Origin of the sequence: Bacillus sp. ISL-45, from assembly GCF_018613195.1 — a bacterium.
Taxonomy (GTDB): Bacteria; Bacillota; Bacilli; order Bacillales; family Cytobacillaceae; genus Mesobacillus.
The window spans coordinates 387,398-413,566 of sequence record NZ_JAGGQQ010000008.1 but is presented as its reverse complement, the minus strand read 5'-3'; the positions used below and the strand labels follow the sequence as shown (position 1 = coordinate 413,566).

Sequence of the window (26,169 nt, the reverse complement as noted above, 5' to 3'; positions counted from 1 at the left end):
CCACAATTACTTCTGTTTTCTTCACCAAAACAGTGATGGCCGTCTCTTTTCCTCCATACGTGACGGTGACCGTCCCGGTTAGTCCATCCGGAGCCGTATTGGAGGCTACGATTATTCCGCTGCTTCTCACGATCCGGCTGTCACTGCTCACATACTTAGTTGTACTATCAAGCGTTACATTCTTTATCGTTCCATCACTCATATTTGCTGTGATTGTGAATGGCACACTTTTGCCTGGAGCCACTGTGATGTCCGTTGGATTTGCTGCCAGGCTTTCCACAATTACTTCTGTTTTCTTCACCAGTACATTTAATGTTGCTACTTTCCCGCCATAGCTAACATGTACTGTTGCCACTAAGCCATCCGGAGCCAAGTTTGAAGCAACTATTGTATCTAGGTTCCGTACAATTTTACTATCACTGATTTCATATGCAGTCGAACTGTCTGTTGTCACCTCTTTAGATGTGCCGTCACTCATCATAGCTGTGACTGTAAAAGGTACACTTTTGCCCGGTGCCAGTTCAATACTTTCAGGATTTACAATAATATTTGAAACTGTTGGAGGTGGCAAGATATTCACAGTTATTTGTTTTACTACGTCCTGATAGCTCACTATTACCTTATAGCTACCTGGAGGAAGTAAATTGGAGGCTAAAATTTGACCATTGTTTACTAATAATTTATTATTATCGCTTTCAAACGTAACATTTGGATCTACAGTTACATTCTTATAAGATCCATCTGCCTGTTTAAACAAAACTTCTACTGACTTACTTTCTCCCGGTTTTAAATCTATAGCTGTAGGATTTACATATAATCTATCATCGAATTTATTTTTTATAATCAATTCTGCTGTACTATTTAATCCAAGTATTGCTCCATTACTCGGTGTTCTAAGTCTTATATATATATTTTCATCCAACTCTTCTATGTCATCTGAATAAATATTTACATAGAACGTTTTGGTCGTTTCACCTTCATTAAAGATTAGCTGTCCACTGTTTTTAATATAATCTAGTCCGGCTTTTCCAGAGCCATCTATTAATTCATAGTTGACTGAAACAGTTCCATCGGACCCTGAATGTCTTTGAACAGTGACCTCAAGCTCGTCACCTTCATAAGCGGAAAATTGCGCACTTGTAAGTTCTAGAATTCCTGGGTGATTCAGTTCATCATCTACTATGCTTACTGTTGCTGATGTCGGATCTCCCATTATTAAACCTGGTGATGGCTCGCTTAAGATGACGCTAAATTCCTCCTTATCCTCATAAAAATCATTATTAATAATTGGGATAATAATAGTTTTGAATTTTTCACCTGAAGAAAAAGTAACGGTACCACTACTAGAGTGATAATCCTCATTTTCTTTTGCAGTATCATCTAAAGTAGAATAGTTTACACTATATTCTCCTTCTAATTCACCTGTTCGCATTAATGTTAAGGTAGCATTTTCATCATTTTCAATAACACCGAAATTTGAAGTTATAAATTCAACTGATTGTTCTGTTGCAGAATTTTGATTAACTGTAATATTCACATAAGAAGTATCTAGTAAGTATCCATCACCTTTAATACTTATAGGTACTTCATAAAGTCCATCTATTACATCCGATGGAATATGGACATTTACTTTTGTTGTACGAGTTTCTCTGGGCCCTACATCGGAGAAGATTGATGGACTAAAGGAGAACCACGATTTAAATTGATCTGGCACATTAAAAGAAAGCTCTTTTATATTTAATACTTCCTGACTAACCATCTCTATTACCTTAGAGGAGACTTCACTAGAATATGTTAACGCATAATATTGTCCATTTGTCCCTTCAAGTTCACTAAAACCGATGGATGCCCCTTTTAATGTTGCTTCTGCCTCAACTGAAGAACCTGCTTGTAATGCCAGGACCATCATCTCTTTATCTCTTAATGAGTTGACGACAGTTTCAAAATTCAAATCATCATCAGTACCAGCTATTCCATCTTCCCCCGGGTCTACACCAAAATTATATCCTGCATAATCAGAATCGTGTGTCGGAGCATCGCCAATTAAAATGATGACCTTCTTGGAATCTTCTCGCCATCTCATACTGCTTTTTGAAACCTCGTGCAAAGCTCTCGTATAACTCTCTGGCCAATCGCTGCCACCACTCGCGTAGAGTTTTTGTATAGAAGCAGAAACAATGCTAATATTGTTTGTTAACGTTTGGTCTAAATAAAATGGAACATCAGTTGATCCACCATAAGTAGATGAGTAGCCTGAATAATCATATGAACTAGGATAATCACGGAAGGATGCCACGCCAAAAGTAGTATCCTCTACTTTACTGCTAATATTATTCATTATTTCGATTGATCTTGATTTTGCATTTTCTATTTCTCCGCCCATACTTCCAGTAGTGTCAAAAACAAAAACAACATCTAGTTTCTTTACAGGTGGAGTACCAGTAGTAAACGTTAAGTTGAATTCCGCATTCTCATTAGGAGCGAGGTTTAGTTTTACTAATTTAGGAGATAACCAGGCCTCCAAGGCAAAGGTGAAGTTTGGCAATAAAAGAATATTTATCAAAAATACAACAAAAAAAGATTTTGCTATCTTTCTCATTTTTCACCTTAATACTAAAGATAGATATTAGTACTAAGATACACCCCCGAAAAAGTTATTTAGGTTATGCTAATTAGAATCAATATATATCTTTTGATTATATTAGTAATATAGTCCTATATATTTTATATAAAAAAACGACCAAAGGGTAATCCAGTGGTCGTTTTTAAAGTCACTAATTAACGAAGAAGTTGAAGAACTCCCTGCGGCTGCTGGTTTGCTTGCGCTAGCATAGCTTGTGAAGCTTGAGCAAGAATAGAATTCTTAGTTTGTTCCATCATTTCTTTCGCCATCGCGCGAACATTTATTTTCATAAATGACTAGACTATATCTTCACCCTCTAATTACTTAGTAGGGGTCGGGCACTTCGGATTCACAATACTGATGGTTATTGTTTCACCTATGGATTTCATCACCATAGCTTTTGCCTTAGATGGTTTATCCTAGTCGTTGAACCTTCTCCACTCTTTCGAGACAGGAGCTTGGCTGCTGATTGCCCAATCCTTCTTCTTTTCTGCCCTTCGCGTTTGCCGTTTCCAGCTCCGCTGTGGTGAAGAAAGCTATAAGGGGTTTCCAGCAATTCACCCGATTATGATCTCTGGCCGTTACCAGCCAGGACGACTGTGCTTGTTACTGCTCTTAAGCAGCTAAAGCATAATCAACGTCACGGACACGTGATTCCGCTGCTGTTAGGTTTTCTGAAGATGTGTTCAAGTTGTTGATTGTGTGTTCTAGACGGTTTTGGTTTGCACCAAGTTTAGAACGTTCGGCAGATACTGTTTCAATAGCAGAGTTGATTGTAGTAATCGCAGCTGTTGCTGTTGCCGCATCTGTAGAAATGTCAATACCACCAACAGTAGTTGCATCTCCACCTGCAGCTGTTGCAGCTAAACCTGTTCCATCATCAACTCCTAGAGTAGCCGCATCCATTGCACCGATAGCAAGATTCATTGTTTGACCTTCATTAGCACCGATTTGGAAGTCTAGAGAAGCCCCACCTTGTCCATCAATTAATTTCTTTGTATTAAACTCGGTAGTGTTAGAAATACGAGTAATCTCTTTCGCTAACTCGTCTACTTCTTTTTGAAGTTCACCACGGTCTTCTGCTGTATTGGTATCATTGGAAGACTGAACAGCTAATTCACGCATACGTTGCAAGATAGAGTGAGTTTCGTTCAAGGCACCTTCAGCTGTCTGGATTAAAGAGATACCATCTTGAGCATTACGAGATGCTTGATCCAAACCACGAATTTGTCCGCGCATTTTTTCAGAAATTGCAAGACCAGCTGCGTCGTCTCCAGCTTTGTTAATACGAAGACCTGAAGATAATTTCTCCATTGATTTAGCTTGTGCACTAGAAGCGCTTGTTAACTGACGGTGTGTGTTTAACGCAGCAATATTGTGATTAATTCTCATTATAATTTCCTCCTTGAATGTGTAGGTTCACTTCCTTGTGAACCTGTTAAATTGTCCGGTTTGATAAGGTCGGCCGCCCTTATTTTCCCTTACAATTTATATATCGTCTGGAGGTTTGTTTGTTTAATAGTTTTAGAAAAAAATATTAAATTATTTTTGGATTTTCAGGTTCGTTAATAGACTTGTGATATCTTTTGACGCCTGCTGATTCTCTTCCTTGATTTGTTCGTAGATTTCTTTTCTCAAGATTTCGATGTTTTTGGGTGCTTTGATGCCGATTTTGACCTGGTCGTTTTTGGATGAGACGATGGTGATTTCAATGTCATCGCCGATTTTGATGGTTTCGCCGTTTTTGCGTGTCAATACGAGCATTCATCTCACCCCTTTACCTTATGCAGTTCTGTTTTGCCGAACAGGTTGTGCTTTGTTTTATAGCCTTCTTCTATGAGGATGACCTGCTTTGCTTTGTTGTTTGCTTTATTGATGATGACTGGTGCCTGAAGGTTTGCAGTTGTTTTATCAAATGGATCTTCGACTGTCAGGATAGAGTAAACGACGACGTCATTCTCGGATTTCAACTCAAGCTCTTCTACCACTGAATCTTCTAATTTGAAATCATAGTTCGGGAAAAATCCAAATGGGCTGGCAATGATGAATGCCAGTCCGGAAGTGGTAACGGATTGCATGACTGAAAATGACCCATCCTCATTCAATGGCAATACCACAAACTTGGTTTCCTCCGGGAACCCTGGAATTCCTTTTTCAAACAACAAAATTTCTTCTTCTTTTATCTTAACTTCATTATGGTATTTTGTATTAAGTCTCATTTCAAAGTCTCCTTTTATGCTTCAAAATCGATCCTGAGTGAATTTTTCTGCTGCAGGTAGATCTCTGTTTTGCCTGGATAGTACTCTATGATTGGCTTGTTTGGTCTTACATCAATTTTAACAGGTTGCGTGTTCCAGCGGATGTTCAAGTCACCCGGGTCATAATCTATTTTGACACTGTTATGGGATGGAATCCAACCAATATTGAAATCTGCCTTTTGGGGCAAGCTGTTTCGCTCGGCCTGGCTTCGGAGTGCTGAGAAACCATGCTCGATCATCATCAGCTCATCACCTTCCTGGGCCATGGTGGCGATGGCATGAATCGCTGCCTGGTACCCTGCCTGGGCATTTTCTTCCGTCATTCGAAAAACGCTTTTCAGATTAGCATCTGCAAAAGCTCTCGACTGATCAATCGTCAGCTTAGGCGTTCTCCGGTTGATCATCATTTCTGCCTTTGGCTGCTCGATGCTCATATCTGCTTTCGGCTGCTGGATATCCCTTCTGGCAGACTGTGTTTCTATTCCAATTTTAGCAAAAGTAGATTCCATCCTAAGTTGAGGTATATTCATAGGTTTTCCTCCCTACTATAAGAAAAGCCTTATCAAATAGCTTGATAAGGCTTTGTATTATCTTAAGAAATCCATCAATGTCGGCTGGATGATCCGTGCACCGACACTTAACGCTGCTCGATGGACGCTTTCCTGCGATTTCAAATCCATGATGACGCGCTCGATTTCGGCATCCTCATTATCTGATAGGATCTTTGTTGCCATGACTTCTTGCTCTCCAAGACGGGTTTCAACCATTTCGAGGCGGTTGTAGCGTGCGCCAAGCTCTGAGCGTTCTGCGGACAAGGTATTCATGACTTTATCAAGATCCTTCAGCAGCTCGTCCATCTTTTGTGGATTGGCACTACCAAGCTCATCTTGAATTGCTTGAACCGTGTCAAACATCTCCTGATTGAAAACATTGGTTGGATTCACATTAGCCTTCATGAAAACGCCGCGGGAAACTTCCACTTTATAGTTGTTGATATCCTCATCTGCCATGTTAGCGTCAACCTGTACAGGATTTTCCTGCGGGACCGGCGGGTTCATGACATCCGTGCCATGGAAAATATACCGGCCGCTAACCTGTGTATTCGCAGTTGCAACAAGACTTTGCTTCAGCTGTTCTACTTCCCGGGCAATCGCCTGGCGGTCTTCCTGGCTGTAGGAATCATTCATCCCCTGGATTGTCAGCTCGCGCACACGCTGGAGCGCACTGTTTGCCTGGTCGATTCCGGCCTCTGAATTGTCCATCCAAAGATATAACTCTGAAAGGTTGCGCTTATATTGTTCTACTTCCTTTAAGTTAGATCGGTATGTCATCCCCTTCATCGCGACGACTGGATCATCGGAAGGCTTTGTTATTTTTTTGCCAGTGGATAACTGGTCCTCGTATTTGCCCATTCTCCTGTAGCTCTCGCTCAGATGCTTAAGCGAATTGGAGGCGAGCATCGATTGTGTGATCCGCATTTATTTCACCTTACCTTCCGGCTGTTCCCATGCCGTTGATAATTTTATCGAGCATTTCATCCTGCAGGGTAATCATACGTGCTGATGCGTTATAGGCATGCTGGAACTGGATCATATTTGTCATTTCCTCGTCAAGGGAGACTGAGCTTACAGACTGGCGCTTCGTTTCGACTGCTTGCTGGAGCGCCCCATTATTCATTGTCATACGGTTGGCTTCTTGTGACTCGACGGCCATCTTGCCGATGACTCCTTCATAATAATTCCGGAAATCCGCTAACTCAGAACTGCCATTGTAATCAAATTGCTTATTAAGGACATTTGCGAGGTTTAGCACGTTTGTGCCATCTCCAAGCGCAGCTTTAAGTGGGTCGTCACCTGTTGCCGATGCGATATTATCCAGGCTATTAAGGATTTTGCCATCAAGAGTCATTCGGCCGGCAAATCCTTTTCGATCGATGCCACCAGACTGTGTATCAACAAAAAAAGAGATTTCCTCTGCTTTTTCATTCTTGATTTCATTCGGGCTTAAGCCAGATTTATGAACTGTGTTGAATTCAGTTGCAAATGTAAATGCAAGATTATCGAGTTCTCTAAGCATATCTGCATAAACCGCAGTCGCCTCGCCATCTTTTTCATAAGCATAGGACTCAACTAGCGCTTGTAGCCTGCCGCTTGATTTCATGTCAGTGAAATTCAGATTCGTGCTACCGACAGAAATGGTTTTAACAGAACCTTCTATCCCATCTTTGTTAACGTTTATTTTGTTGTAACCTGCCGACCCAACAAGTACGGCATGCTGCTTGCCATCATCACCGACAAGCTTGATGACCGCTTTCCCTTCAGCTCCCGAATGGGAATTCCCGCCGCTAGCTGCATAATCCACTTTTACATTCACAAGAGAAGAGAGTTCATCAATCAACCTGTCTCGCTCATCATACAGGTCATTTGGCAAATAACCATGAGGCTCGATATCGCCGATTTGATCATTCAAGCCATGGATTTGGCTTACAATGGAGTTGATTTTATCAACGGTCACATTGATTTCATTGCCGATATCCTTTTGCACAGCCACAAGCGAATTATGCAAATAATTGAATGTCTCAGCAACCGCGATACCACGCTGGCGGACAACCGACCTTGCACCTTCATTATTCGGATTAACCGCAAGATCCTGAAGCGACTGCCAGAATTGGTCCATCGTATTTGCGAGACCAGATTCTGAAGGTTCGTTCATGATCTGTTCCAGCTTGGAATACGCTTCAGCTTTTGTTGAAGAGTACCCCAGCTTATTCGTCTCGCCGCGATACTGGATATCAAGGAAGCCCTCACGGATCCGCTGCACGGCATCAGCTTTGACTCCAGTGCCAGTTTGTCCTGGCAGGTTCGGGCGATTGAATGACGCTGTCGGGTAAGGCTCCGTCTGCGCAAAATTCAAACGCTGCCTCGTGTAGCCAGGTGTATTCGCATTGGCGATATTATGTCCTGTCGTATGTAAAGCGGTCTGCTGCGTGAACATCCCGCGCCTTGCTGTTTCTAATCCCATAAAGGTCGAACGCATGTAAGACTTCCTCCAGTATAAAATTTACGCTTTGGAACTGAACAGGCTCTTTCCCGGAACGCCCGTTTCATTCGGTCCATAGTTATAATCATCTTGCGGCGGCTCCACAATGCTCATTGAAAAAGTGATAAATTTCAAGGATTGTGAAATGAGACTTTGGTTCAGCTTGTTCTGTTCATGAATACTTGAAATGACTTCCCTGAGTTCCTGGCTGATTTCTTCCAGAATACCCTTTTCCGGTTCAGGAATTTCCTCTAGGAGATCATTTAATTTTCGGTCAGAAGCCGCTCTCATCCGCTCTGCTTCGATCTTTTCAATTGCCAGGATATGAGCCTGCTCTTCTTTTAACAGCTGGGTAAGAGCCTGGATATCCTCTGTCTCCAAAATCCCCGTCTTCTTCAGCGACAATTCCAGCAAGCTCTTATGCAGCTTCAAAAGCTTTTGCATGCTCTCAATTAAAAGATGGATGCTCATTGTCTTCCCCCGGCATTATTTTTTCGCGTAAAAATCAACGATGCTTTTTGCAATATCCTGTGGATTTGGCTTATACGTCCCATTCTCCACCTGGACCTTCAGCTCTTCCACCTTTTTCTGGCGAAGCTGTTCAACTTCTGACAGTTGCTGCATTGCCTTCGCTGTGGATGAAATCTCGACCTTATCAACTGGTTTCTCGGCCTTCTTCATTTCATCAATTTTATTCGCCTGTCGGTTATATGGATTAATTCTATTTGTGCCAAAATTATTGATCTTCATTTCAATATCCCTCGCTTTCATTAAGTTGAGGATTCTATATCTTATATATCGGATATTTCCCCGTTATCTTTAGTAATAAAGTAAAATACAGACTTTAGGCTTATTAGTCCTTTGAAAAATACGTCGCCTTATGGTTGTTCAGCTTTTGTTTAAATTCTTCTTCACGCTCTAGATGTTTCAAATTGGTTCTGAGCTCATTAGCGCAGCCTTCACAAAGTCTTCCGGTACGGATTACTTTTCCGCACTTATCGCAAGGATAACCAAGGTTTGGAAATTGCGCAATCTGAAGCTTGCCATTTTTAATGAACTTCAGGATCAGCTGTTCCGAAACACCTGTCGCTTCAACCACTTGTAGCATGGTCGCAGCGCGGTTCTCACGCTTCCTCATATATTTAGCGACAGTATCATAAGCAGCTTCTTCTTTTCTCCAGCACTTTTCGCATACGTCCCGGAAGTTACTTTTCATATATATTTCGCCGCATTGCGGGCAATTTTGAAGGTCCATTGTCCTTCCTCCTTCAATAATATCTCATCTAACGCGCCAAAGTGAATGAATACACCTTCGCCGCTCCGTTATCTTTTAGTATTTTGGCTGCATGCCTCAGCGTTGAGCCTGTAGTATATATATCGTCAATCAGCAAAATTGTTTTACTGTTAAGATTTAGGTCTGTATCCAATTTGAATACCTTCTGCAGATGTATTCTTTCGGAGCGTGACTTTTTTGACTGTTTTTCGGTATGGACTCTGGATAGTAAGTGGGTTGGTTCGAAGCCGGCAGTAGTGATGAGTGCCTCTGCCTGATTGAAGCCTCTTTCGTAGAGCCGTTCTTCACTGAGAGGGATGGGGACAATATAATCATATTGGAAAGCTTGCAGAGCCTGATAGAGATCTTCTGCAAAAATCTCCGCAAGTACATAGTCCCCGCGAAATTTGAATTTCGCCACCACATCTTTTGTAAAATCTGTATAGCGATACAGCGAGCGGTTCTGATCGAGGCTCCCGCTCCAATGCTCGTCTTCCTCCCATCGCTTGCAGTCGAAGCATAGATATCCCGCACAATATTCTCCTTCCAAAAAGGCAAATGGCCTGCCGCAGATTTCACATACTTCCCCTGTAATCATTGAAAAATTCTCATTGCATTCTCCGCAAATCTTTGGTGCTTTATCTTCCCCGAAAAGAGTTCTCCAGGAAAAAGCAGATTCAATTTCTCCATGGCAAATCAGACAATGACTCCCTTTCATACATCAATCAAGCCCCTCTTGATCCCATCTTTGTTCATCATCACAATTTGACTGCGGGCACTGAACATTGCTTCTGTTTTGCCATAATGAAAAAAAGTAACATTACCTGTCGGATACTCAGCACTTCTCCCTGCCCGGCCAGCAATCTGGACAAGTGCGCTCTCGGTAAAAATCCTGTCCTCAGAACCGATGACTGCAACATCAATATTAGAGATGGTTACACCGCGTTCAAGAATGGTTGTCGTAAGCAAAATGGGGATTTCTTTGTTTCGAAACTTCATTACTTTTTCTTCTCTGTCAGGATCTTCAGCATGGACTGATTCAATAAGAGGATGCAATTGTCGAAGGATGAGGAGGGTCTTGTCCATGGCGATAATTTTCGGGGCAAAGATCATAGCTTGTTTTCCGCTGGCTAATCTGGATTCTATCCATTTTTTTATTGGAGTGGACAGTCTCCTTTTACTGAGTTGCTTCTCCCAATTACCGGACCAAACAAACTGGGGTATCGGCAGAGGATGACGGTGGAAACGGGCAGGAATCGTGACATAATTTCTTTTTCCAAGACGGCACTCCTTCTGCCATTGTTTTTTAGGTGTGGCAGTTAAGTAAATCAACGAGGATTGAGACTTCCTCGATTGCCGGGCTGCATATTGAAGAGTTTCGTCAATGGAATACGGGAAGGCATCGACTTCATCGACAATCATAACGTCGAACGCTTTGTAAAAGCGGAGCAGTTGATGCGTGGTGGCAATGGTAAGCTGGGCATATTCATGGCGGTCTTCACTGCCGCCATAAAGAGCGGCAATTTTAATATCCGGGAACACTTTTTCGAAGCGAGGCGCCAGCTCAAGAACCACATCCGTCCTTGGCGTAGCCACGCAAACCCGCCTGCCTGTGGATAATGCCTGTGCAATCCCGGCAAATAACACTTCCGTTTTACCAGCTCCGGCAACTGCCCAGACAAGGAGCTCAGCTGATTTTTCCACAGCCTCCATAACTCGTCGGGAAGCAGCTTTCTGCCCTGCTGATAATTGACCGTCCCAATGAAGCGGTTCAGAAATTCTATTAAATTCCAGATTCGGCCCAGCCCAGCTGACAAGTGGCGTGCACTCACTCACCCTTCCCATCATCAAACAACTGCGGCAATAGAACTCTACTTTTCCACATCGTGAACATGGGAACTCAGCAAACCAGGTAGGATCTGAAGTGCCGCATCTTGTGCAGGACAATGGCACTCGATTGATACCCTTTCGATAAAGTATATAGCCATTTTCATTATGCTTCTGTAGTTCCTCCATTGAAAAAGGCAATTCCTCAAGCAGCAGCTGTTTCCCAGTAAGCATTTTTTGCAGTTCAGGATTGTATTGGAAATTTCGACCTGTGGATAACGAGGGAAACCTGTCGCTGAATGCCTGTTCATCAACAGTATTAGTTTTGTTGGGGATAACAATTTTCTCTTTTAACAAAGTTAATCACAGCCCTTTGTGGATTTTTATGTGGATAACATGGTTTTCATGTGGATAATGTGGGTTAATTTGTTGATAAGTGTCTATCCAGAGTGATGTAAGCGGTTTTTGTTGTGGATAATCAGAGGTGAATGCAAAAATCCTGTTAATAAGTGGACCGTTTTGTTGATAACTACTGTTTTTATGTGGACAAAGAAAAAAAGCGCCTCCTCCTAATACGGATTTGGCGCTTCATCATTGTTGTAAGAACTTTCCGTAGTTATTTCTTATACCAGCCCATCCCCATCGAACCTTCTCCAAGATGGGTTCCAATGACCGGACCGAAGTAGCTTAACAGGAATTCAACATTCGGGAACTGAGCTTCTAGCTCGCTTTTCCATTCAAGTGCTTCTGCTTCACGATTGGCATGGATGACGACCGCCCGGTACTCATCGCCGCTGTTCGCATCTTCTGCAAGCAATTCGACGACCCGGTTCATCGCCTTTTTACGTGTACGCACTTTTTCATATGGAACAATCTTCTTATCCTCAAAATGCAACAAAGGCTTCACCTGCAACAGGCTTCCAATCAATGCCTGGGCACTGGATAAACGGCCGCCGCGCTGGAGATGGCTTAAATCATCCACCATGAAGTAAGCACGGATGGAATGTTTCATCTCATTCAAGCGCTCGATGATTTTCTCTGGTTCAACACCCTGCTCTGCCAGCTCTGAAGCTTCCAGAGCATAAAAACCCTGAACCATCGCGCTGATTTCAGAATCAAATGGATATACTTTTATATCCTCAACCATTTCGCCTGCGCTAACAGCGCCCTGGTATGTGCCGCTGATCCCGCTGGACAAATGGATGGTGATGACCGAATCGTATTCTTTTGCTAGTTTTTCAAAAAGCTCGACGAACTCGCCAATCGGAGGCATTGAAGTTGTCGGAAGCTCGCGCTGTTTCACTTCTTCATAAAACTCTTCTGCGCTGATATCTATTTCTTCTCTATATGTCTCATGATTGAAAATCACGCTCAACGGAATCATGTGGATATTCCATTTTTCCCGCAACTCTTTCGGGATGTACGCAGTGCTATCCGTGATAACTGCCGTTTTCATTATTATATTACCATCCTTATGTTTTTCTCTACAGTTTGTACAATCTCATTTTATATGAACTTCCTGCAAAATGCATTCTTTCAGGGAAACTATTTTGATAAAGAGGTTTGGAAATGTGGAATAACAATTTATAGTGAATAGTATTCTGCCCTTCAACAAACTCTGGTCAGGAATAATAAAAGACACTGGCAAGCGATTGCACAGTGTCAAAAAATTAAGAAACGTATTGGTTTTTTAAGCTGTTTAATCCTCTGTTATTAATTTCTTCTATCAGCATTTCGATAAAGGTTACATCCAAATTTAACAGAGTAGCCTTTTGGTATGCTTCTAGTAATTTTTCATCTGTTAGTTCCCATAGTGTAGAAATGTTGACCACCCCTTCGATTTACTTTCCCTCATTATATCGGATTTTATTAAGAATTTGTAAATCTCTGGCGGTTTTTCTGTCGTATTTTTCCACCAAAAACCGACAAAAAACCACATCTGCCGTGTCGACAAATGTGGTTTCTTCGTTTCTTCGTTTTATCTCACTTCTACCCAGCCATTTTTGATGGCTACGACTACAGCCTGGGTCCGGTCGTTTACGTTCATTTTTTGTAAAATATTGCTTACGTGGTTCTTGACTGTCTTCTCACTGATGAACAGCGCCTCGCCAATGCCTCTGTTGCTCTTTCCATCAGCTAATAGCTGGAGGACTTCACATTCGCGGCGTGTAAGCAGGTGCAAAGGCCGGCGTATTTCAACCGGGGATATGTACTTATCTGATCCGCCTTCATCAGCGGATAATCGGCGGTATTCTTTTACAAGGTTGTGCGTTACACGCGGATGAAGGTATGAACCCCCATCTGCAACAACTTTAACAGCTTCAATCAGCGCATCTGCATCCATTTCCTTCAGCAGATAGCCTGTCGCGCCTGTCCTTAGTGCGTGTGTTACGTAATTCTCATCGTCATGGATGGAGAGGATGATCACCTTTGACTCGGGATATTTTTCAATCAGTTCAGCTGTCGCTTCTACGCCATTGGTGTTCGGCATATTGATATCCATAATGACAACGTCTGGCTGATGCTGGTCTACTAGCGAGATAGCTTCGCTGCCGTCGTCACCTTCTGCCACTACTTCGAATGATGGTTCAAAATCAAGGATCCGTTTTACCCCTTCTCTGAAAAGTTGATGGTCGTCAATAATGACAATCTTTGTTGTCATAACATTCGCCTCCCTTTACGGCTTCTATCTCTATTTTTTATCTTGTAAGCGGCTTTTGCCGCATCGGATACGCTGCTATTATCATAGATTCATCGGTACCTGGATGATGACTAAAGTCCCTGTGCCAATTTTCGAGTGGATGTTCAGCTCGCCATTGAGCAGCTCTACCCTTTCCCTGATTCCGAGGATACCGAAGGATTCAGGTTTGGCTTCATTGACGTCAAAGCCTCGTCCATTGTCCTTTACCACTGCCATTACCAGGTCTCTTTTTATCTCCAGCTTAACCTGGATAATCGTAGCATTGGCGTGCTTCAGCGCATTTTGCACTGATTCCTGGATCATCCTGAACAGCGCAACTTCATATTTGGTAGGGAGTCTTTTATCCTCACCCATATTTGAGAATTCTATTTTTGTAGTCTTATGATAGTCTTCGATTGTTTGCAAGTATTTTTTGAGGGTAGGAACCAAGCCTAAATCGTCAAGAGCCATTGGTCTCAAATCATAGATGATTCTCCTAACCTCATAAAGTGCCGAACGAACCATTTTTTTCATGTCTTTGATTTCTTTGATCGCTTCGCCTGCACTGCGTTCTTTATAGATTTTCTCTATAAGGTCTGATCGCATCATCACATTCGCCAGCATCTGAGCGGGACCGTCATGGATCTCCCGGGAAAGCCTTTTTCGCTCATCTTCCTGAGCTTCAATGATTTTCAGGCCAAAATCCTGCTTTTGCTTTGCAGTTTCAAGTGCTTCACCCATCTGCCTGATATCGCTCATCAAATAATTCATGACGACGGTTATTTGAGAAACAAGGTGTTCAGCACGTTCAATTGTTTCACTTAATCCTAGAAGCCTGCGTTCAAGATCATCTCGTTTTTCCCGAAGCTGTTTTTCAACCTGCCTGTTCAGGGTCAGTTCCATTTGCAGCTTATGAGCAACCTCATATGCCTCGCGGACCTGAACTTCCGTATAATCCTTAAAATGCTTGCTTACTTCTGACAGCCTTTTTCTCGCTGCCCTTACCTGGGTATCAAGAAAGTCACCTTCATTGATCGTCTGGGCAACCTTTCGTTTAATTTCTCGCAGTTCATCTGTAATCGACTCATAATCCGAGCGGCATTCCTCGCCAATTCGAAAAATTTCGTCTTTACTTTCGCCAACAGTTTCAATCATTTTTTCAAGAATCAGGTCAAGCGCTTTAGAGTCAAACATTTTAATAACCATTTAAATTCCCCCACGGGTGGCACACATAGATATTTTATCGCGAAACATGGATGGTTACTAATTTCAACAAGAAAATCATGCCAATTTCATTAAAAATCGTCATAAAGACACAGAATCAATTTACCATTCTAAGTCTTATATCCTATAATTTTAAGAAATAAACTCCTCTATGGAAATTAAAACATTTTTCCAAAAATAATAATCGGAGTCTTTCCCATTGGTAGGACCACTAAACATTATAACATCCATACATATTTACTGTATTAAAGTTATATTACAATCATAAGACAGGAATTGTCCTATGATTAGTAGTAAACTTATAATGAATTGTAGCACTAAAAAGAAAGAACGAAAACAAGCACTATGTCAAAATAACCATATGTAGTGTTGGGAAATTTTCAAAGAGAGGAACGAACCAATTTGCTTCATAGTTACTATACGGTAAAAGGTTATGGAGAGCATGAAATCGAGATTCAAAAATCCCGTTTCATAGCATATATAAATAGAGCGGAAACAGAGGAAGAAGCCCAGGAGTTCATCCAGTCCATCAAGAAAAAACACTGGAATGCGAATCATAATTGTTCTGCCTACCTCATCGGCGAGAGTGACCTGATCCAGAAGGCCAATGATGACGGAGAACCAAGCGGAACTGCCGGTGTTCCAATCCTTGAGGTTTTAAAAAAGAAGCATTTAAAGGATACGGTTGTTGTGATCACGCGCTACTTCGGCGGCATCAAACTTGGAGCCGGCGGCTTGATCCGCGCTTATGGCAAGGCAACTTCTGAAGGTTTGTCAGCGACAGGAATCGTCGAGCGAAAACTGATGCGAATCGTTCACACCACTGTTGATTACACCTGGCTTGGCAAAATCGAAAATGAACTAAGATCCTCCATATATCAATTAAAAGAAATTCATTACCTTGATAAAGTGGAAATCGAAACATACGTGGAAGAAGCACAGACTGAAACGTTTAAAGAATGGATGGTTGAATTGACGAGCGGACAGTGTGAATTACGTGACGGCGACATGCAATATTTGGAGGAACCAGCCGCCATTTAATCGATCTCTGTCCCTTTAACTAAAAAAATTCAATTTACGAAACCACATAAAAATTGTAGAATTAGATTTGGCTTACAAAAAAAAGGTTGATTATTATTTTACAAAAGGAGCTATCTTATGTCTGTTGATAGACGTTCTCTATTGAAGAAACGCAAGAAACGAAGAAGAGTCGTTTCCACCATATTGTTCGTAGTGCTGTTCACCGTTCTCACTGCAGGTGGCTACGGGGCATTTTTATACAGTAAAGCACAATCCGTCATTGATGATTCTTATAAACCGCTGGACCGCCAGTCCGATAAGAGGGATAAACAAGTAAATCCTGATGTTGATAACATTTCCGTCCTTTTTGTCGGAATCGATGACAGCGAAGCCCGTAATTTCGAATCCGCATCACGTACTGATGCATTGATGCTGGCAACACTTAATGAAAAAGACAAATCGATCAAGCTGTTAAGCATCCCTCGTGACTCGCTTGTCTATATCCCAAGCAAGGGATATGAGGATAAGATCAATCACGCGTATGGTAAAGGCGGCATTACTTCTACGATTGAAACGGTCGAAGAATTGCTCGATGTACCGGTTGACTATTATGTCCAGATGAATTTTGAAGCTTTCATTGATGTCGTGGATGCCCTGGATGGCATCGAAGTTGAAGTCCCTTTTGAATTACGAGAAAAAGATTCAACTGACCGCAATGGTGCTGTTCACCTGAAACCTGGACTCCAAACCCTTGACGGGGAAGAAGCATTAGCTCTTGCACGCACAAGGAAGCTTGACAACGATATCGAACGCGGCAAACGCCAGCAGGAAATCCTTAAATCAATCATGAAAAAAGCAGCGTCCGCTAAATCGATCACAAAGTATTCAGACGTAATGGAAGCTGTTGGCGACAACATGCAGACAGACCTATCTTTCAGCGAAATGAAAGCATTGATCGACTATGCTACGGCAGGATCAAACCTGGATGTAGAAACAATGTCTCTCCAGGGTGCCGATGCTACAATTGACGGCGTATATTATTACCAGCTTGACGAAGAAGCCTTGCGGCAAACAATGCTTGACCTCAAAACCCACCTGATGGTGTCCGGACAAGAAGATACGCACAAACTTGCAGAAAAAGATGACGAAGAATAATATTTACTGGACAGCCTAAAGCTGTCCTTTTTATTTTGCGGAAAATAATGTGCTTTTATGTAAGTTTCTTTGTGGTTTTTTGATAAGTAAGCGAATTGCGGAAACGACATTTTCTTTAACTCATAAAACACATCTTATTTTTTCTATATATCCAACAGCGAAAAAGCCTAAACATATTTTTCCTCAAATCCATTTTTCCCAACAAAAAAAGCCATTCCAATTCAGGAACGGCTTTCTTTATTATGATCGATCTTTTGCTGTTGAATAACGTCGCATGAATTTTAACAATGGTCGGTGGTTCTTACCCATGAGGCCGATGCTTTCTGCTAAAAGTTCAATCAAAAGCAGCAGGCCTCCAATCACAAGGAATGATCCCCACACTTTTGCTTGCGAGAAAATCACGGCTGTCAGCCCAAAAAATGCTGCCATTGCGTATATAAGAATGACTGTCTGGCGATGTGAATAGCCAAGTCTCAAAAGACAGTGATGCAAGTGTGATTTATCCGGCGCTGATAACGGTTTTTTGTTCACTACCCTTCTTATGATCGCAAAAAATGTATCAGAAATGGGAACGCCGAGGATAATAATAGGAACAATCAATGAAATGACTGTAACATTTTTGAATCCCAGCAGGGAAAGGACAGCTATGATATAGCCTAGGAACAATGCTCCTGTGTCTCCCATGAAAATCTTCGCTGGATGGAAATTGTAAAACAGGAAACCAAGTGTGCTTGCGAGCAATACTGCTGCGATAGCAACAACATAAAAATTCTGCATGATCAGAGCCATGAAGGCGATGGTAATCAACGCAATGGATGAAACGCCTGCCGCAAGGCCATCCAATCCATCAATTAAGTTGATGGCATTGGTAATTCCAACGATCCATAATATGGTCAAAGGAATGCTGAAGTAGCCGAATTCGATTATTCCTCCGAACGGAAGCTTGATAAAGGATAGGAGGACATCTCCCCAGACTACCACAACAATTGCTGCTGCCAATTGGCCAGCAAGTTTTACTTTAGCGGAAAGTTCGAACATATCATCGAAAATTCCGGTTAAAATAATGATTAAGCTGCCGACTACCAGCGGCCAGTGGGTTTCACTGCTTGGCTGGAGTACGAGCAAACCGATGATGAAGCTGATATAAATCGCTAAGCCTCCAAGTCGAGGCATTATTTTTTGATGGACTTTTCTTTGATTAGGTTTATCTGTCGCGCCGATTTTAATGGCAAACTTTTTTACCAGCGGCGTGATCAAAATGGAGGTGATAAAACAAATGAACATTGTAACATAAATCATGTTGGTCCTCCTTAATTAATAGCATAACCAATGCGGGTTTATTTTGAACATCTAATTGATGACTTTTTCGTTATAAATTGTCAGTGCACAAAGCAGCTGTCAGGACTGTCTGCAGTGCATGTTCAAAGCCGAAATGAGCAAGTGCTCAGATTACCACAAAAAGCATTATAGCATAAGTTATGAATCTCTGAAACAACTAATATTCCTAACTATCGACAAATATCTTCAATATACTAGTACATTTCCCAATTTCTTTTTAAAACAAACGTATTCCAGCCCCTTATACTTTTCGTAAATAACCTGATTATTTAGTGGGTATTCAACTCAATCTTTTATATAGACGTTGTGCAATACGAATAAGTTACCGAGAATAATAGAAAAATTTGTCACCCTGGCAAAACATACTATTATAAGAAAATAAATGATATACTTATAAACGAATTTATTTAAGGGAGCGTTAATGGATGCTGTCGATTTTAAAGAAGAAATTTGGCGATTCGAATGAGAAGCGCCTTAAGAAATATCGCGAGTTGGTTCAACAGATCAACCAACTAGAACCAGAGATTGAAAGACTCAGTGATGATGAGCTTAAAAATAAAACACAATACTTTAAAGAGCAGCTTGCCAGCGGCAAAAAAGTGGATGATATCAAAGTTGAAGCCTTTGCTGTCGTTCGTGAGGCATCAAAGCGTGTCCTTGGCTTGCGCCACTATGATGTCCAATTGATCGGCGGCCTTGTCCTCAATGAGGGCAACATCGCTGAAATGCCTACCGGTGAGGGTAAGACCTTGGTTGCTTCACTGCCTAGCTACCTTCGCGCCCTCGAAGGCAAGGGGGTTCACGTCATCACGGTCAATGATTACCTTGCAACGCGTGACCGTAACCAGATTGGAAAGATCCATGAATTCCTTGGGTTGACGGTCGGATTGAATGTACCGATGATGGAGGCGAATGAAAAGCAGCTTGCCTATCAGGCTGACATTACATATGGAATCGGGACAGAATTCGGCTTTGATTACCTGCGTGACAATATGGTTGCCAGCGTCGCACAGCGAGTACAGCGCCCTTACCATTTTGCGATCATTGATGAAATTGACAGTGTATTGATTGATGAAGCGAAAACACCTTTGATCATTGCCGGCAAAATGGAATCAAGCGCGGACCTCCATTATATTGGAGCCCGGCTTGCCAAACGTTTCGAAAAGGATGTAGATTACACCTTCGATGAAGAAACGAAGGCAACGAGCCTTACGGATACCGGCATCAATAAAGTCGAGAAAGCATTTGGGGTCGATAACCTTTATGACCTTGAACATCAAACGCTTTATCACTATATGATCCAGGCAGTACGCGCCCATGTGATGTTCGAACTGGATGTCGATTATATTGTCAAGGATGGCAAAGTCATGCTGGTCGATATGTTCACAGGCAGGATCATGGAAGGCCGGACGATGTCAGATGGCCTCCATCAGGCAATGGAGGCAAAAGAAGGCGTAGAGGTTACGGATGAAAATAAAACACAGGCATCGATCACGGTACAGAACTATTTCCGTATGTACCCAATGATGTCTGGGATGACCGGTACTGCGAAGACAGAAGAAAGCGAATTCCGCCAGGTTTATGGGATGGATGTCATTCAAATTCCTACAAATAAACCTGTCATCCGCAAAGACCTTACAGACTTTGTGTTTGAGACGAAGGACCAAAAATACACTGCTGTTACAAATGAGGTCAAGGAAAGACATGCTAAAGCTCAGCCAGTCCTGATTGGAACCACCTCAATCCTTCAATCGGAAAAGGTTGCAGAATACCTGAAGAAGGAAAACCTGCAATTCGAACTGTTGAACGCCAAGACGGTTGAACAGGAAGTCCGCCTGATTTCCCAGGCTGGGCAGCGCGGCAGGATCACAATCGCGACCAATATGGCCGGCCGGGGAACAGATATCCTCCTTGGTGAAGGGGTAGCGGAATTGGGCGGCCTGCATGTCATCGGTACCGAAAGGCATGAAAGCCGCCGTGTCGATAATCAGCTTAAGGGCCGTGCAGGACGGCAGGGTGACCCTGGATCTTCCCAATTCTTCATCTCGATTGAGGACGATATGTTCCGCCGATTCGCCCAGGATGACCTGGAAAAGCTCAAGCCTGCCCTGGTTACTGATGAAAGAGGCGTCATTCAGAACAAAAAGATATCGGAGTTTGTCGACCGCACGCAGCGGATTGTGGAGGGTGCAAACTTCTCAATGCGCGAATATAACCTGAAGCTGGATGATGTCATAAACGAGCAGCGCAATGTCATTTATACTCTGCGCAATCGTGTACTTGAAGAGCAAGATCAAGTTTCCATCATTTTGCCGCTTGTGGATCGTACCGTCAAACATTTATTGGATAAATATTGCCTGGAGGACGAAATTCCTGAGAACTGGCCGCTGATGGACTTGAAGCTCGAACTGGATCAATTCCTTCCGGGAACAAATATCGAGTTCCCTGATGAAAATTTTGACGAGAAAACCATCCGGAAAATGACTGAAGGACGTGTTTCAGAGTTCAAAGAAAAAGCTGAGTCTGTCCGCGATAACCTGCAGCTCCAGGAAGCCTTCAGAGGGTCTAATATCTTTGTGATTGACCGTAACTGGATCAGGCATCTTGAAAACATGACAAGGCTTAAGGAAGGCATCGGAATGCGTCATTACCAGCAGGAGGATCCAATGCGCCTTTATCAGAAGGAAGGCCTAGAGCTTTTTGAAATGGCCTATTATAAAATCACGAAAGAAATCAGCATCCAGACTGCCCAGCTCATGATCGTAGCTGAATCCCAGCAATAGAAAGGATTAAGGATATGTTTTCTTTTTTCAAAAAAAACAAAAAAGATAAGATTGAAAAACTAGGCGAAGACACTGTAGTAGCTTCAAAGGAATTGCTTGATGACGAAAGCAGCGTTGAGGATAACCAGGAAGTATACACAGAGCTGTCGCTACACCCATCCATGAATGTGCCGCAGGAAACACAGTATGTGCTCCGTTTCCTCAATAACGAGCTTCCTCCTTTGAAGCCGAACCAGGTATCACTTTCAGGAATTGAGCTTCGAGCCGAAGAAAGCCAGCTGGTGGTATCTGCATTTGTCCGCAACAGTGTGCCGAAAGCGATTAGCCTGAAGGAATCACCAATATTGCTGATCGGTCAAAATGGAGAGCATTTGGCTCGAAAGGTGTTTGATTTAACAGAGCTTGGTGAAATCCCGGCAAACAGCAGCAGACCATGGCATTTCCACTTTCATTTAAGTGATGTCCTGACCAATGAAATCCCTTCTGAAGGCTGGAAGCTTGCGTTTGAAATCAAAGCTCCCCATCGCCTTGACCTGGATCCTGCATGGGATAACGCTCTTCCGGATGAAGAAAAGGAGAAGCTGGTCAAGCTGGTTGAAAAACTGGGACCTCCAAACGAAGGTGAAGTAAATTTCATGGGGCTTCAGGCAAAAAAGAATGAGAATGATGGCTTGAATGTCACGATATTCATCCGAAACGGAAATAACAAGAACATCCAGCTGCATCAACTCCCTCTTCAAGTCGAGGACGCTGCGGGTGATGTGATTGCCAAAGGCGGATTCGCACTGGAGCAGTTCGAGGTAAAAGCCAATACAAGCAAGCCTTGGACATTTATTTTCCCGAAGGAGCTATTGCTTGTTCAGGACCCTGATCTTTCCACGTGGAAGGTTAAGATTGTCGAGCAAAAAGAAACGATATAATAGAAAAAAAATCCGGACCCCCCTTTTGGAGGATCCGGATTTTTTAAATATATTAACTGATATGGTCTGCTCGAATAGTCACATGAAACTTCCAAAAGCTTCAATCGGTATGAAGACAGGATTTCTAAAAAAATGAAGAGTACCTGCTTTCTAAGCAGGTACTCTTCATCGGCCATAACCAACCCTTGCACATTTGAAAAATAACAAAACAGGAATTGTGCTACATTACTATTTTACCACGTTGGTATCTTTATACAAGGATAAAATAAGAAATATTGTCATATTTAACTAGTATTTTTTATGATTCCCAGTACCGGATGTTCGTTTGATAATTGACTGAATTTTGCAAGAAAAAATAGAAGAGGCTGTTGCCCCTTCCATTCTATTTTCTTACTTCATGTACACTTTCAGCTTATATGGCTTGATGGTTGAGCTGCCATGGAAATCGCTGATTTTGATCTGGTATGTTCCCTTTTTCAAAGAAGCTGATAACACTTCGGCATCACCTTCTGGATAGAAATCAGCGGAAGAAACCAGCTTTCCGTTTTGGTATAGCTCGATTTTGCCATCTGTTTCAATAGAACCTTCCAATTTGATGACACCTGAAGAGTTACGCTCAAGGGTGAATGTATACCAGTCTTCGTCACCGAATGTTAATCCGGAGTTGAAGTGGCCCGTTGACTCCCATGTATGAACTGTTAACTTCTTCATTTTTACAGGCTTGGATGCTGTGTTGTTTACTACTTTGTTGCCTGCGTCCTCATCCTTCATATTGGCTGCGGCTACGGTCAGCTTGTAAGGCAGGAGAGTTAACGGTGTGCTGCTCTCTGGCCAGCCAGCTGCCACGATAATGTAGTTGCTGTCCTTTTTGGCCTTGAAAGAACCGAATGTATAACCGTTAAATACTCCTTTTTCAATATATTGAGCAAGATTGTACTCGAATTCGTCTGCTTTGCGGTTCTTGTTCCGGTCTTCGATGATTTGTACAAAACCGTAGAACGGACTGACGATTTCTTTAGGCAGTCGGCTAAGCGTCTTTGTCAGTGTACCACGCTCGAGTGTAACACCATGGACTCCGGTCGCCTTTGCCTTGAAGTAGAATACATCTTGATCGTAGGGCATACCGAAGTTGCCTTGAACGACTGACCCTGGCATGTCTTTTACTTTCTCCAGCTTGTCATTGTCCTCGTATTTATCCATAACATCCTTCGTGACAAGTCTTGAATTGAAAGCATATGAATTGAAGCTGATTTCGTTCCTCATATAATCATTGTTCAGTTTGATCAGGTATTGCTCACCCTTTTTCAAACCAGTGTATACTTTAGTGTTCATTCCATTGCCAAACATTTCCCAGGTGACATTTGTTCCGATATAGTTCAGCCATTTGAACTCTTCACCTTCATCATTCTTTTCGGTTTCGAGCTTATAAACTTCAAACCAAGGAACATTGCCGGATTTGTCGAGTGTGAACTCGTAAACTCCTGTCTGCTGAGGACTTAGTGTGAACCAATCCTCATCTTCGAATGATGATAAATATCCGTCAGCACGTTTGCCGATTGTATATGGGCGTGCATTTTCCTGGACCATATTCAGGTATTCCAGCTCAGGATTTTCTTCATGCGCCGCTTGATAGGCTGAAGCAATTTTGATTCTTTGCTGCTCAAGGTCCCCTTCAGCATGCTCTTCCATCGGCTCCTCGGACATTGGCGGTTCCTCCATGAATGGAAGATTGTCTTCATCCGCCGGCATTACTTTACCGTTAATGCTGAAGAAATATGGTACTAGAGAGCTTTCAGGCTTCACCATTGTTTCAGTGAATAAATCATAGCCGAAATAGAATTCATACATCCCGTAAAAGTTGCCAGGCTGATTAGAAACTTTTACAGCATAAGGCATCCCTGGCTCAGCAGTAAAGGTCAATGCTTCGCTTTCGCTGATTCCGCCATTGTTGGCGTAGTACATTGGTTCAAATTCTTCGCCATGGTCGCCTTCATGTGCCGCCTGGTATTCACCTTTTTCAGGATATTCTCCCTCAGGCATCTCTCCTGAACCTGGCATAATCATATCTGCAGGATAAACACTGATTGCCGAGTTGGTTCCCGGTACAGCACTTACTTCCAGCTTTACGACCTGGCGTTCTTCCACAGAAAACGTGAAGTAGTCATCATCTTCTCCATACCTGCCTGTAAAAGTCAGCGGATTTTCGTCGTTGCTGTATGGAATCGTTTCGATTGCCACCGGATTCTCAAGATCCGAATCATCTGTCAGATAACCGGTTGTCCTGCTTAGCTGCAAAGTATATTTAGATGTCTTCTTTTTAGAGTCATCATAGTTTGCATTGACGTCCTTTACGCCAATTGCCAGGACGCCGTCAGCTGGAGCTATGAAAAGCTTGCCTTCTGCCTTGCCTTCACGAACTTTATTGACTTCATGAATGCGCTTTGTGCTGGCAGAAGTGAAGCGCATCATCATTTTGTAATCATACTTACCCGCACCGGATAATACAGACTGGATGTTGTCCCCTTTTTTCACATCGAACTTGATCCATTTTTCCTCGTAAGGCTTTGTGATCGTATCAGAGAACAACGATTGCTCGCTGACTTTCACGTTTTTGGCAGCTGCGAAGATTTCTTTTTCAGTCATCTTCTTGTTTACGATGGAAGGAATCTTCTTCTGGTCAAATTGGAGCGCTTTTACAGGATTCACTAATCCATGTCCAAATTTTACGTCAAAGCCTTTTTCGCCCAGGTCATCTGCACTGTGCTCCAGGATATACTCAACCTGTGAGGCAGTAAGCTTTGGATACTTGGAAAGCAAAAGTGAAGCTGTTGCTGCTACGACCGGAGATGCCATGGACGTACCGCTCATTTTACGATAGCTTGATAGTTTTTCCGGTTCATAGATGGTGCTGTAGACTTCTTCTCCCGGAGCGACAATATCAACAGATGGCCCGAAAGAAGAATAGCTTGATAGTTTTTTATACTTGTTGGTAGAACCAACGCTGATGACACCTTCATATCCCGCAGGATAGTTTGTCCAATCAGTAGCATCATTTCCGGCTGCCGCAATAATAACCACATTCCTGGCAGCTGCCTGCTTGACGGCATCCTCTATGATCGGCGATGGCATTGGGCCACCAAGGCTCATATTGATGACTCTTGCACCGCTTCTTACAGCTTCAAGGATTCCTTCGGCAATAGCATAGTCACTTGCGCCCCATCCGCGGTCAAAAACATCGATGGACAGGATATCAGCATTCGGATTGATTCCATATCCGCCAATTCCGTTATCTTTTTTCGCAGCGATAATTCCGGCAACGTGGGTTCCATGTGAATCTGCCATCCCGGGGCTGATTGGGTTGACGGTATTTTTGCTTGAAATGATTTTCCCTTTTAAATCAGGATGGTCTGCTTTGATCCCAGTATCGATGACAGCAACCTTCACTTTATTTTTCCCGGCAAGCTTTTGCGCTTTTTCGATCTGCAGCTGGGTTAAATGATACTGCTCCCCAACCTTTGGGTCTTTGAGGCCAAGCTGCTGGTACAGGACAGATGGAGTGACTGACACCACTTTATCAAGCTGCTGGTATTGTGATATGACCTTATGTAGGTTCTTCTTATCCTTTACCTTTACAACGGCATATTTCAATCCTGAAACCTGATGGACCAATGTTCCCCCGAGCCTGCGGTGTTCTGTTGCTGTCAGCGGCTTTTGGTACTTAATGACCAAAGTATCCTCACTGAACGGCGGCTTTTTCTGGTCGATTTTTTTCTGCAGCAATGGTGAATTCACAGAAATTGCTGATGTCCCAACATGCTTATCACTGGATTTTGCAAATGTTGTTCCTCCCGGCATGAGTGCTGTGCCTGCAATTAGGCTGGCACTGACACCAATCGAAACGAGGTTCTTTTTCCATTTCCCCAATTTTCCCACTCCCCCTGTCTCTACTATTGGAATTCTCATCCAATTCTAATACTACTTTTTTTCGACGGCTTTTACAAGAAATACCATGCAAGAAATATCGCAACA

Annotated in this window: 23 protein-coding genes; 4 read left to right on the top strand and 19 right to left on the bottom strand. The window is 42.6% G+C overall.

The features are described from left to right. The 17 genes from J7E35_RS12150 to J7E35_RS12070 form a co-directional block, all read right to left on the bottom strand. Positions 1-2,599: Calx-beta domain-containing protein (locus tag J7E35_RS12150; RefSeq protein ID WP_214780059.1), on the bottom strand; the 2,599-nt coding region annotated here is incomplete at its 3' end. Between the two features lie 179 nt (positions 2,600-2,778). Then, positions 2,779-2,913, bottom strand: coding sequence for a flagellin (locus tag J7E35_RS12145; protein WP_483297656.1), 135 nt, complete (start codon positions 2,911-2,913; stop codon positions 2,779-2,781). A gap of 325 nt (positions 2,914-3,238) precedes the next feature. Continuing rightward, positions 3,239-4,015: a flagellin N-terminal helical domain-containing protein gene (locus tag J7E35_RS12140; protein ID WP_214780057.1), complete on the bottom strand. Its 777-nt coding sequence runs from the start codon at positions 4,013-4,015 to the stop codon at positions 3,239-3,241. A gap of 150 nt (positions 4,016-4,165) precedes the next feature. After that, positions 4,166-4,387 carry a carbon storage regulator CsrA gene (gene csrA / locus J7E35_RS12135; RefSeq protein WP_214780055.1) on the bottom strand — a complete coding sequence of 74 codons (222 nt, stop codon included), beginning with the start codon at positions 4,385-4,387 and terminating at the stop codon, positions 4,166-4,168. 5 nt (positions 4,388-4,392) lie between these two features. Continuing rightward, entirely contained in the window at positions 4,393-4,842 is a 450-nt protein-coding gene (fliW, locus tag J7E35_RS12130) for a flagellar assembly protein FliW (protein WP_214780053.1), read from the bottom strand. A gap of 14 nt (positions 4,843-4,856) precedes the next feature. Beyond that, a complete protein-coding gene (locus J7E35_RS12125; protein WP_214780051.1) occupies positions 4,857-5,411 on the bottom strand; it encodes a DUF6470 family protein in 555 nt (184 codons plus the stop codon). A 57-nt stretch (positions 5,412-5,468) separates the two neighbouring features. Then, positions 5,469-6,359, bottom strand: coding sequence for a flagellar hook-associated protein FlgL (flgL, locus tag J7E35_RS12120; RefSeq protein ID WP_214780049.1), 891 nt, complete (start codon positions 6,357-6,359; stop codon positions 5,469-5,471). A 10-nt stretch (positions 6,360-6,369) separates the two neighbouring features. Next, the gene (flgK, locus tag J7E35_RS12115) at positions 6,370-7,917 is read right to left on the bottom strand and encodes a flagellar hook-associated protein FlgK (RefSeq protein WP_214780047.1); all 1,548 of its coding nucleotides are present in this window, start codon (positions 7,915-7,917) and stop codon (positions 6,370-6,372) included. Positions 7,918-7,941: 24 nt separating this feature from the next. Then, on the bottom strand, positions 7,942-8,391 hold the full coding sequence (locus tag J7E35_RS12110; RefSeq protein ID WP_214780045.1) for a flagellar protein FlgN: 450 nt from the start codon (positions 8,389-8,391) through the stop codon (positions 7,942-7,944). 15 nt (positions 8,392-8,406) lie between these two features. Next, on the bottom strand, positions 8,407-8,670 hold the full coding sequence (gene flgM / locus J7E35_RS12105; RefSeq protein WP_214780043.1) for a flagellar biosynthesis anti-sigma factor FlgM: 264 nt from the start codon (positions 8,668-8,670) through the stop codon (positions 8,407-8,409). A 103-nt stretch (positions 8,671-8,773) separates the two neighbouring features. After that, entirely contained in the window at positions 8,774-9,175 is a 402-nt protein-coding gene (locus J7E35_RS12100) for a TIGR03826 family flagellar region protein (RefSeq protein WP_214780041.1), read from the bottom strand. 28 nt (positions 9,176-9,203) lie between these two features. Further along, complete coding sequence (locus J7E35_RS12095; protein WP_214780040.1) at positions 9,204-9,911, bottom strand: ComFC family protein; 708 nt, start codon at positions 9,909-9,911, stop codon at positions 9,204-9,206. Next, on the bottom strand, positions 9,908-11,254 hold the full coding sequence (locus J7E35_RS12090; protein WP_214780039.1) for an ATP-dependent helicase ComFA: 1,347 nt from the start codon (positions 11,252-11,254) through the stop codon (positions 9,908-9,910). Before J7E35_RS12090 ends, J7E35_RS12095 begins: the two co-directional genes overlap by 4 nt. A 382-nt stretch (positions 11,255-11,636) precedes the next feature. Beyond that, positions 11,637-12,476: a DegV family protein gene (locus J7E35_RS12085; RefSeq protein WP_214780038.1), complete on the bottom strand. Its 840-nt coding sequence runs from the start codon at positions 12,474-12,476 to the stop codon at positions 11,637-11,639. A gap of 214 nt (positions 12,477-12,690) precedes the next feature. Next, positions 12,691-12,852, bottom strand: coding sequence for a sporulation histidine kinase inhibitor Sda (gene sda / locus J7E35_RS23710; RefSeq protein WP_214780037.1), 162 nt, complete (start codon positions 12,850-12,852; stop codon positions 12,691-12,693). Between the two features lie 146 nt (positions 12,853-12,998). Continuing rightward, entirely contained in the window at positions 12,999-13,682 is a 684-nt protein-coding gene (locus tag J7E35_RS12075) for a response regulator (RefSeq protein ID WP_214780036.1), read from the bottom strand. Between the two features lie 81 nt (positions 13,683-13,763). Then, on the bottom strand, positions 13,764-14,906 hold the full coding sequence (locus J7E35_RS12070; protein WP_214780034.1) for a sensor histidine kinase: 1,143 nt from the start codon (positions 14,904-14,906) through the stop codon (positions 13,764-13,766). Positions 14,907-15,326: 420 nt separating this feature from the next. Here J7E35_RS12070 and J7E35_RS12065 point away from each other — a divergent pair, with 420 nt between their 5' ends. Both J7E35_RS12065 and J7E35_RS12060 read left to right on the top strand, forming a co-directional pair. After that, positions 15,327-15,965, top strand: coding sequence for a YigZ family protein (locus J7E35_RS12065; RefSeq protein WP_214780032.1), 639 nt, complete (start codon positions 15,327-15,329; stop codon positions 15,963-15,965). Positions 15,966-16,082: 117 nt separating this feature from the next. Beyond that, a complete protein-coding gene (locus tag J7E35_RS12060) occupies positions 16,083-17,099 on the top strand; it encodes an LCP family protein (RefSeq protein ID WP_214780030.1) in 1,017 nt (338 codons plus the stop codon). Between the two features lie 240 nt (positions 17,100-17,339). On the opposite strand, the gene J7E35_RS12055 is transcribed toward J7E35_RS12060, so the two are convergent. Continuing rightward, complete coding sequence (locus J7E35_RS12055; protein ID WP_214780028.1) at positions 17,340-18,398, bottom strand: glycosyltransferase family 4 protein; 1,059 nt, start codon at positions 18,396-18,398, stop codon at positions 17,340-17,342. A gap of 464 nt (positions 18,399-18,862) precedes the next feature. Here J7E35_RS12055 and secA2 point away from each other — a divergent pair, with 464 nt between their 5' ends. Both secA2 and J7E35_RS12045 read left to right on the top strand, forming a co-directional pair. Beyond that, on the top strand, positions 18,863-21,220 hold the full coding sequence (gene secA2, locus J7E35_RS12050; RefSeq protein WP_214780026.1) for an accessory Sec system translocase SecA2: 2,358 nt from the start codon (positions 18,863-18,865) through the stop codon (positions 21,218-21,220). A 14-nt stretch (positions 21,221-21,234) separates the two neighbouring features. Beyond that, a complete protein-coding gene (locus tag J7E35_RS12045; RefSeq protein ID WP_214780024.1) occupies positions 21,235-22,140 on the top strand; it encodes an accessory Sec system S-layer assembly protein in 906 nt (301 codons plus the stop codon). A gap of 390 nt (positions 22,141-22,530) precedes the next feature. Here J7E35_RS12045 and J7E35_RS12040 read toward each other — a convergent pair whose 3' ends face one another. Continuing rightward, positions 22,531-26,073 carry a S8 family peptidase gene (locus J7E35_RS12040; RefSeq protein ID WP_353050366.1) on the bottom strand — a complete coding sequence of 1,181 codons (3,543 nt, stop codon included), beginning with the start codon at positions 26,071-26,073 and terminating at the stop codon, positions 22,531-22,533. Between the last annotated feature and the right edge of the window lie 96 nt (positions 26,074-26,169).

Excerpts from the sequence above, each read along its gene's own strand:
- J7E35_RS12145 (WP_483297656.1), bottom strand. The coding sequence starts at position 2,913 with ATGAAAATAAATGTTCGCGCGATGGCGAAAGAAATGATGGAACAAACT.
- J7E35_RS12140 (WP_214780057.1), bottom strand. The coding sequence starts at position 4,015 with ATGAGAATTAATCACAATATTGCTGCGTTAAACACACACCGTCAGTTA.
- csrA (WP_214780055.1), bottom strand. The coding sequence starts at position 4,387 with ATGCTCGTATTGACACGCAAAAACGGCGAAACCATCAAAATCGGCGAT.
- fliW (WP_214780053.1), bottom strand. The coding sequence starts at position 4,842 with ATGAGACTTAATACAAAATACCATAATGAAGTTAAGATAAAAGAAGAA.
- J7E35_RS12125 (WP_214780051.1), bottom strand. The coding sequence starts at position 5,411 with ATGAATATACCTCAACTTAGGATGGAATCTACTTTTGCTAAAATTGGA.
- flgL (WP_214780049.1), bottom strand. The coding sequence starts at position 6,359 with ATGCGGATCACACAATCGATGCTCGCCTCCAATTCGCTTAAGCATCTG.
- flgK (WP_214780047.1), bottom strand. The coding sequence starts at position 7,917 with ATGCGTTCGACCTTTATGGGATTAGAAACAGCAAGGCGCGGGATGTTC.
- J7E35_RS12110 (WP_214780045.1), bottom strand. The coding sequence starts at position 8,391 with ATGAGCATCCATCTTTTAATTGAGAGCATGCAAAAGCTTTTGAAGCTG.
- flgM (WP_214780043.1), bottom strand. The coding sequence starts at position 8,670 with ATGAAGATCAATAATTTTGGCACAAATAGAATTAATCCATATAACCGA.
- J7E35_RS12100 (WP_214780041.1), bottom strand. The coding sequence starts at position 9,175 with ATGGACCTTCAAAATTGCCCGCAATGCGGCGAAATATATATGAAAAGT.
- J7E35_RS12095 (WP_214780040.1), bottom strand. The coding sequence starts at position 9,911 with ATGAAAGGGAGTCATTGTCTGATTTGCCATGGAGAAATTGAATCTGCT.
- J7E35_RS12090 (WP_214780039.1), bottom strand. The coding sequence starts at position 11,254 with ATGCTTACTGGGAAACAGCTGCTGCTTGAGGAATTGCCTTTTTCAATG.
- J7E35_RS12085 (WP_214780038.1), bottom strand. The coding sequence starts at position 12,476 with ATGAAAACGGCAGTTATCACGGATAGCACTGCGTACATCCCGAAAGAG.
- J7E35_RS12075 (WP_214780036.1), bottom strand. The coding sequence starts at position 13,682 with ATGACAACAAAGATTGTCATTATTGACGACCATCAACTTTTCAGAGAA.
- J7E35_RS12070 (WP_214780034.1), bottom strand. The coding sequence starts at position 14,906 with ATGGTTATTAAAATGTTTGACTCTAAAGCGCTTGACCTGATTCTTGAA.
- J7E35_RS12060 (WP_214780030.1), top strand. The coding sequence starts at position 16,083 with ATGTCTGTTGATAGACGTTCTCTATTGAAGAAACGCAAGAAACGAAGA.
- J7E35_RS12055 (WP_214780028.1), bottom strand. The coding sequence starts at position 18,398 with ATGATTTATGTTACAATGTTCATTTGTTTTATCACCTCCATTTTGATC.
- secA2 (WP_214780026.1), top strand. The coding sequence starts at position 18,863 with ATGCTGTCGATTTTAAAGAAGAAATTTGGCGATTCGAATGAGAAGCGC.
- J7E35_RS12045 (WP_214780024.1), top strand. The coding sequence starts at position 21,235 with ATGTTTTCTTTTTTCAAAAAAAACAAAAAAGATAAGATTGAAAAACTA.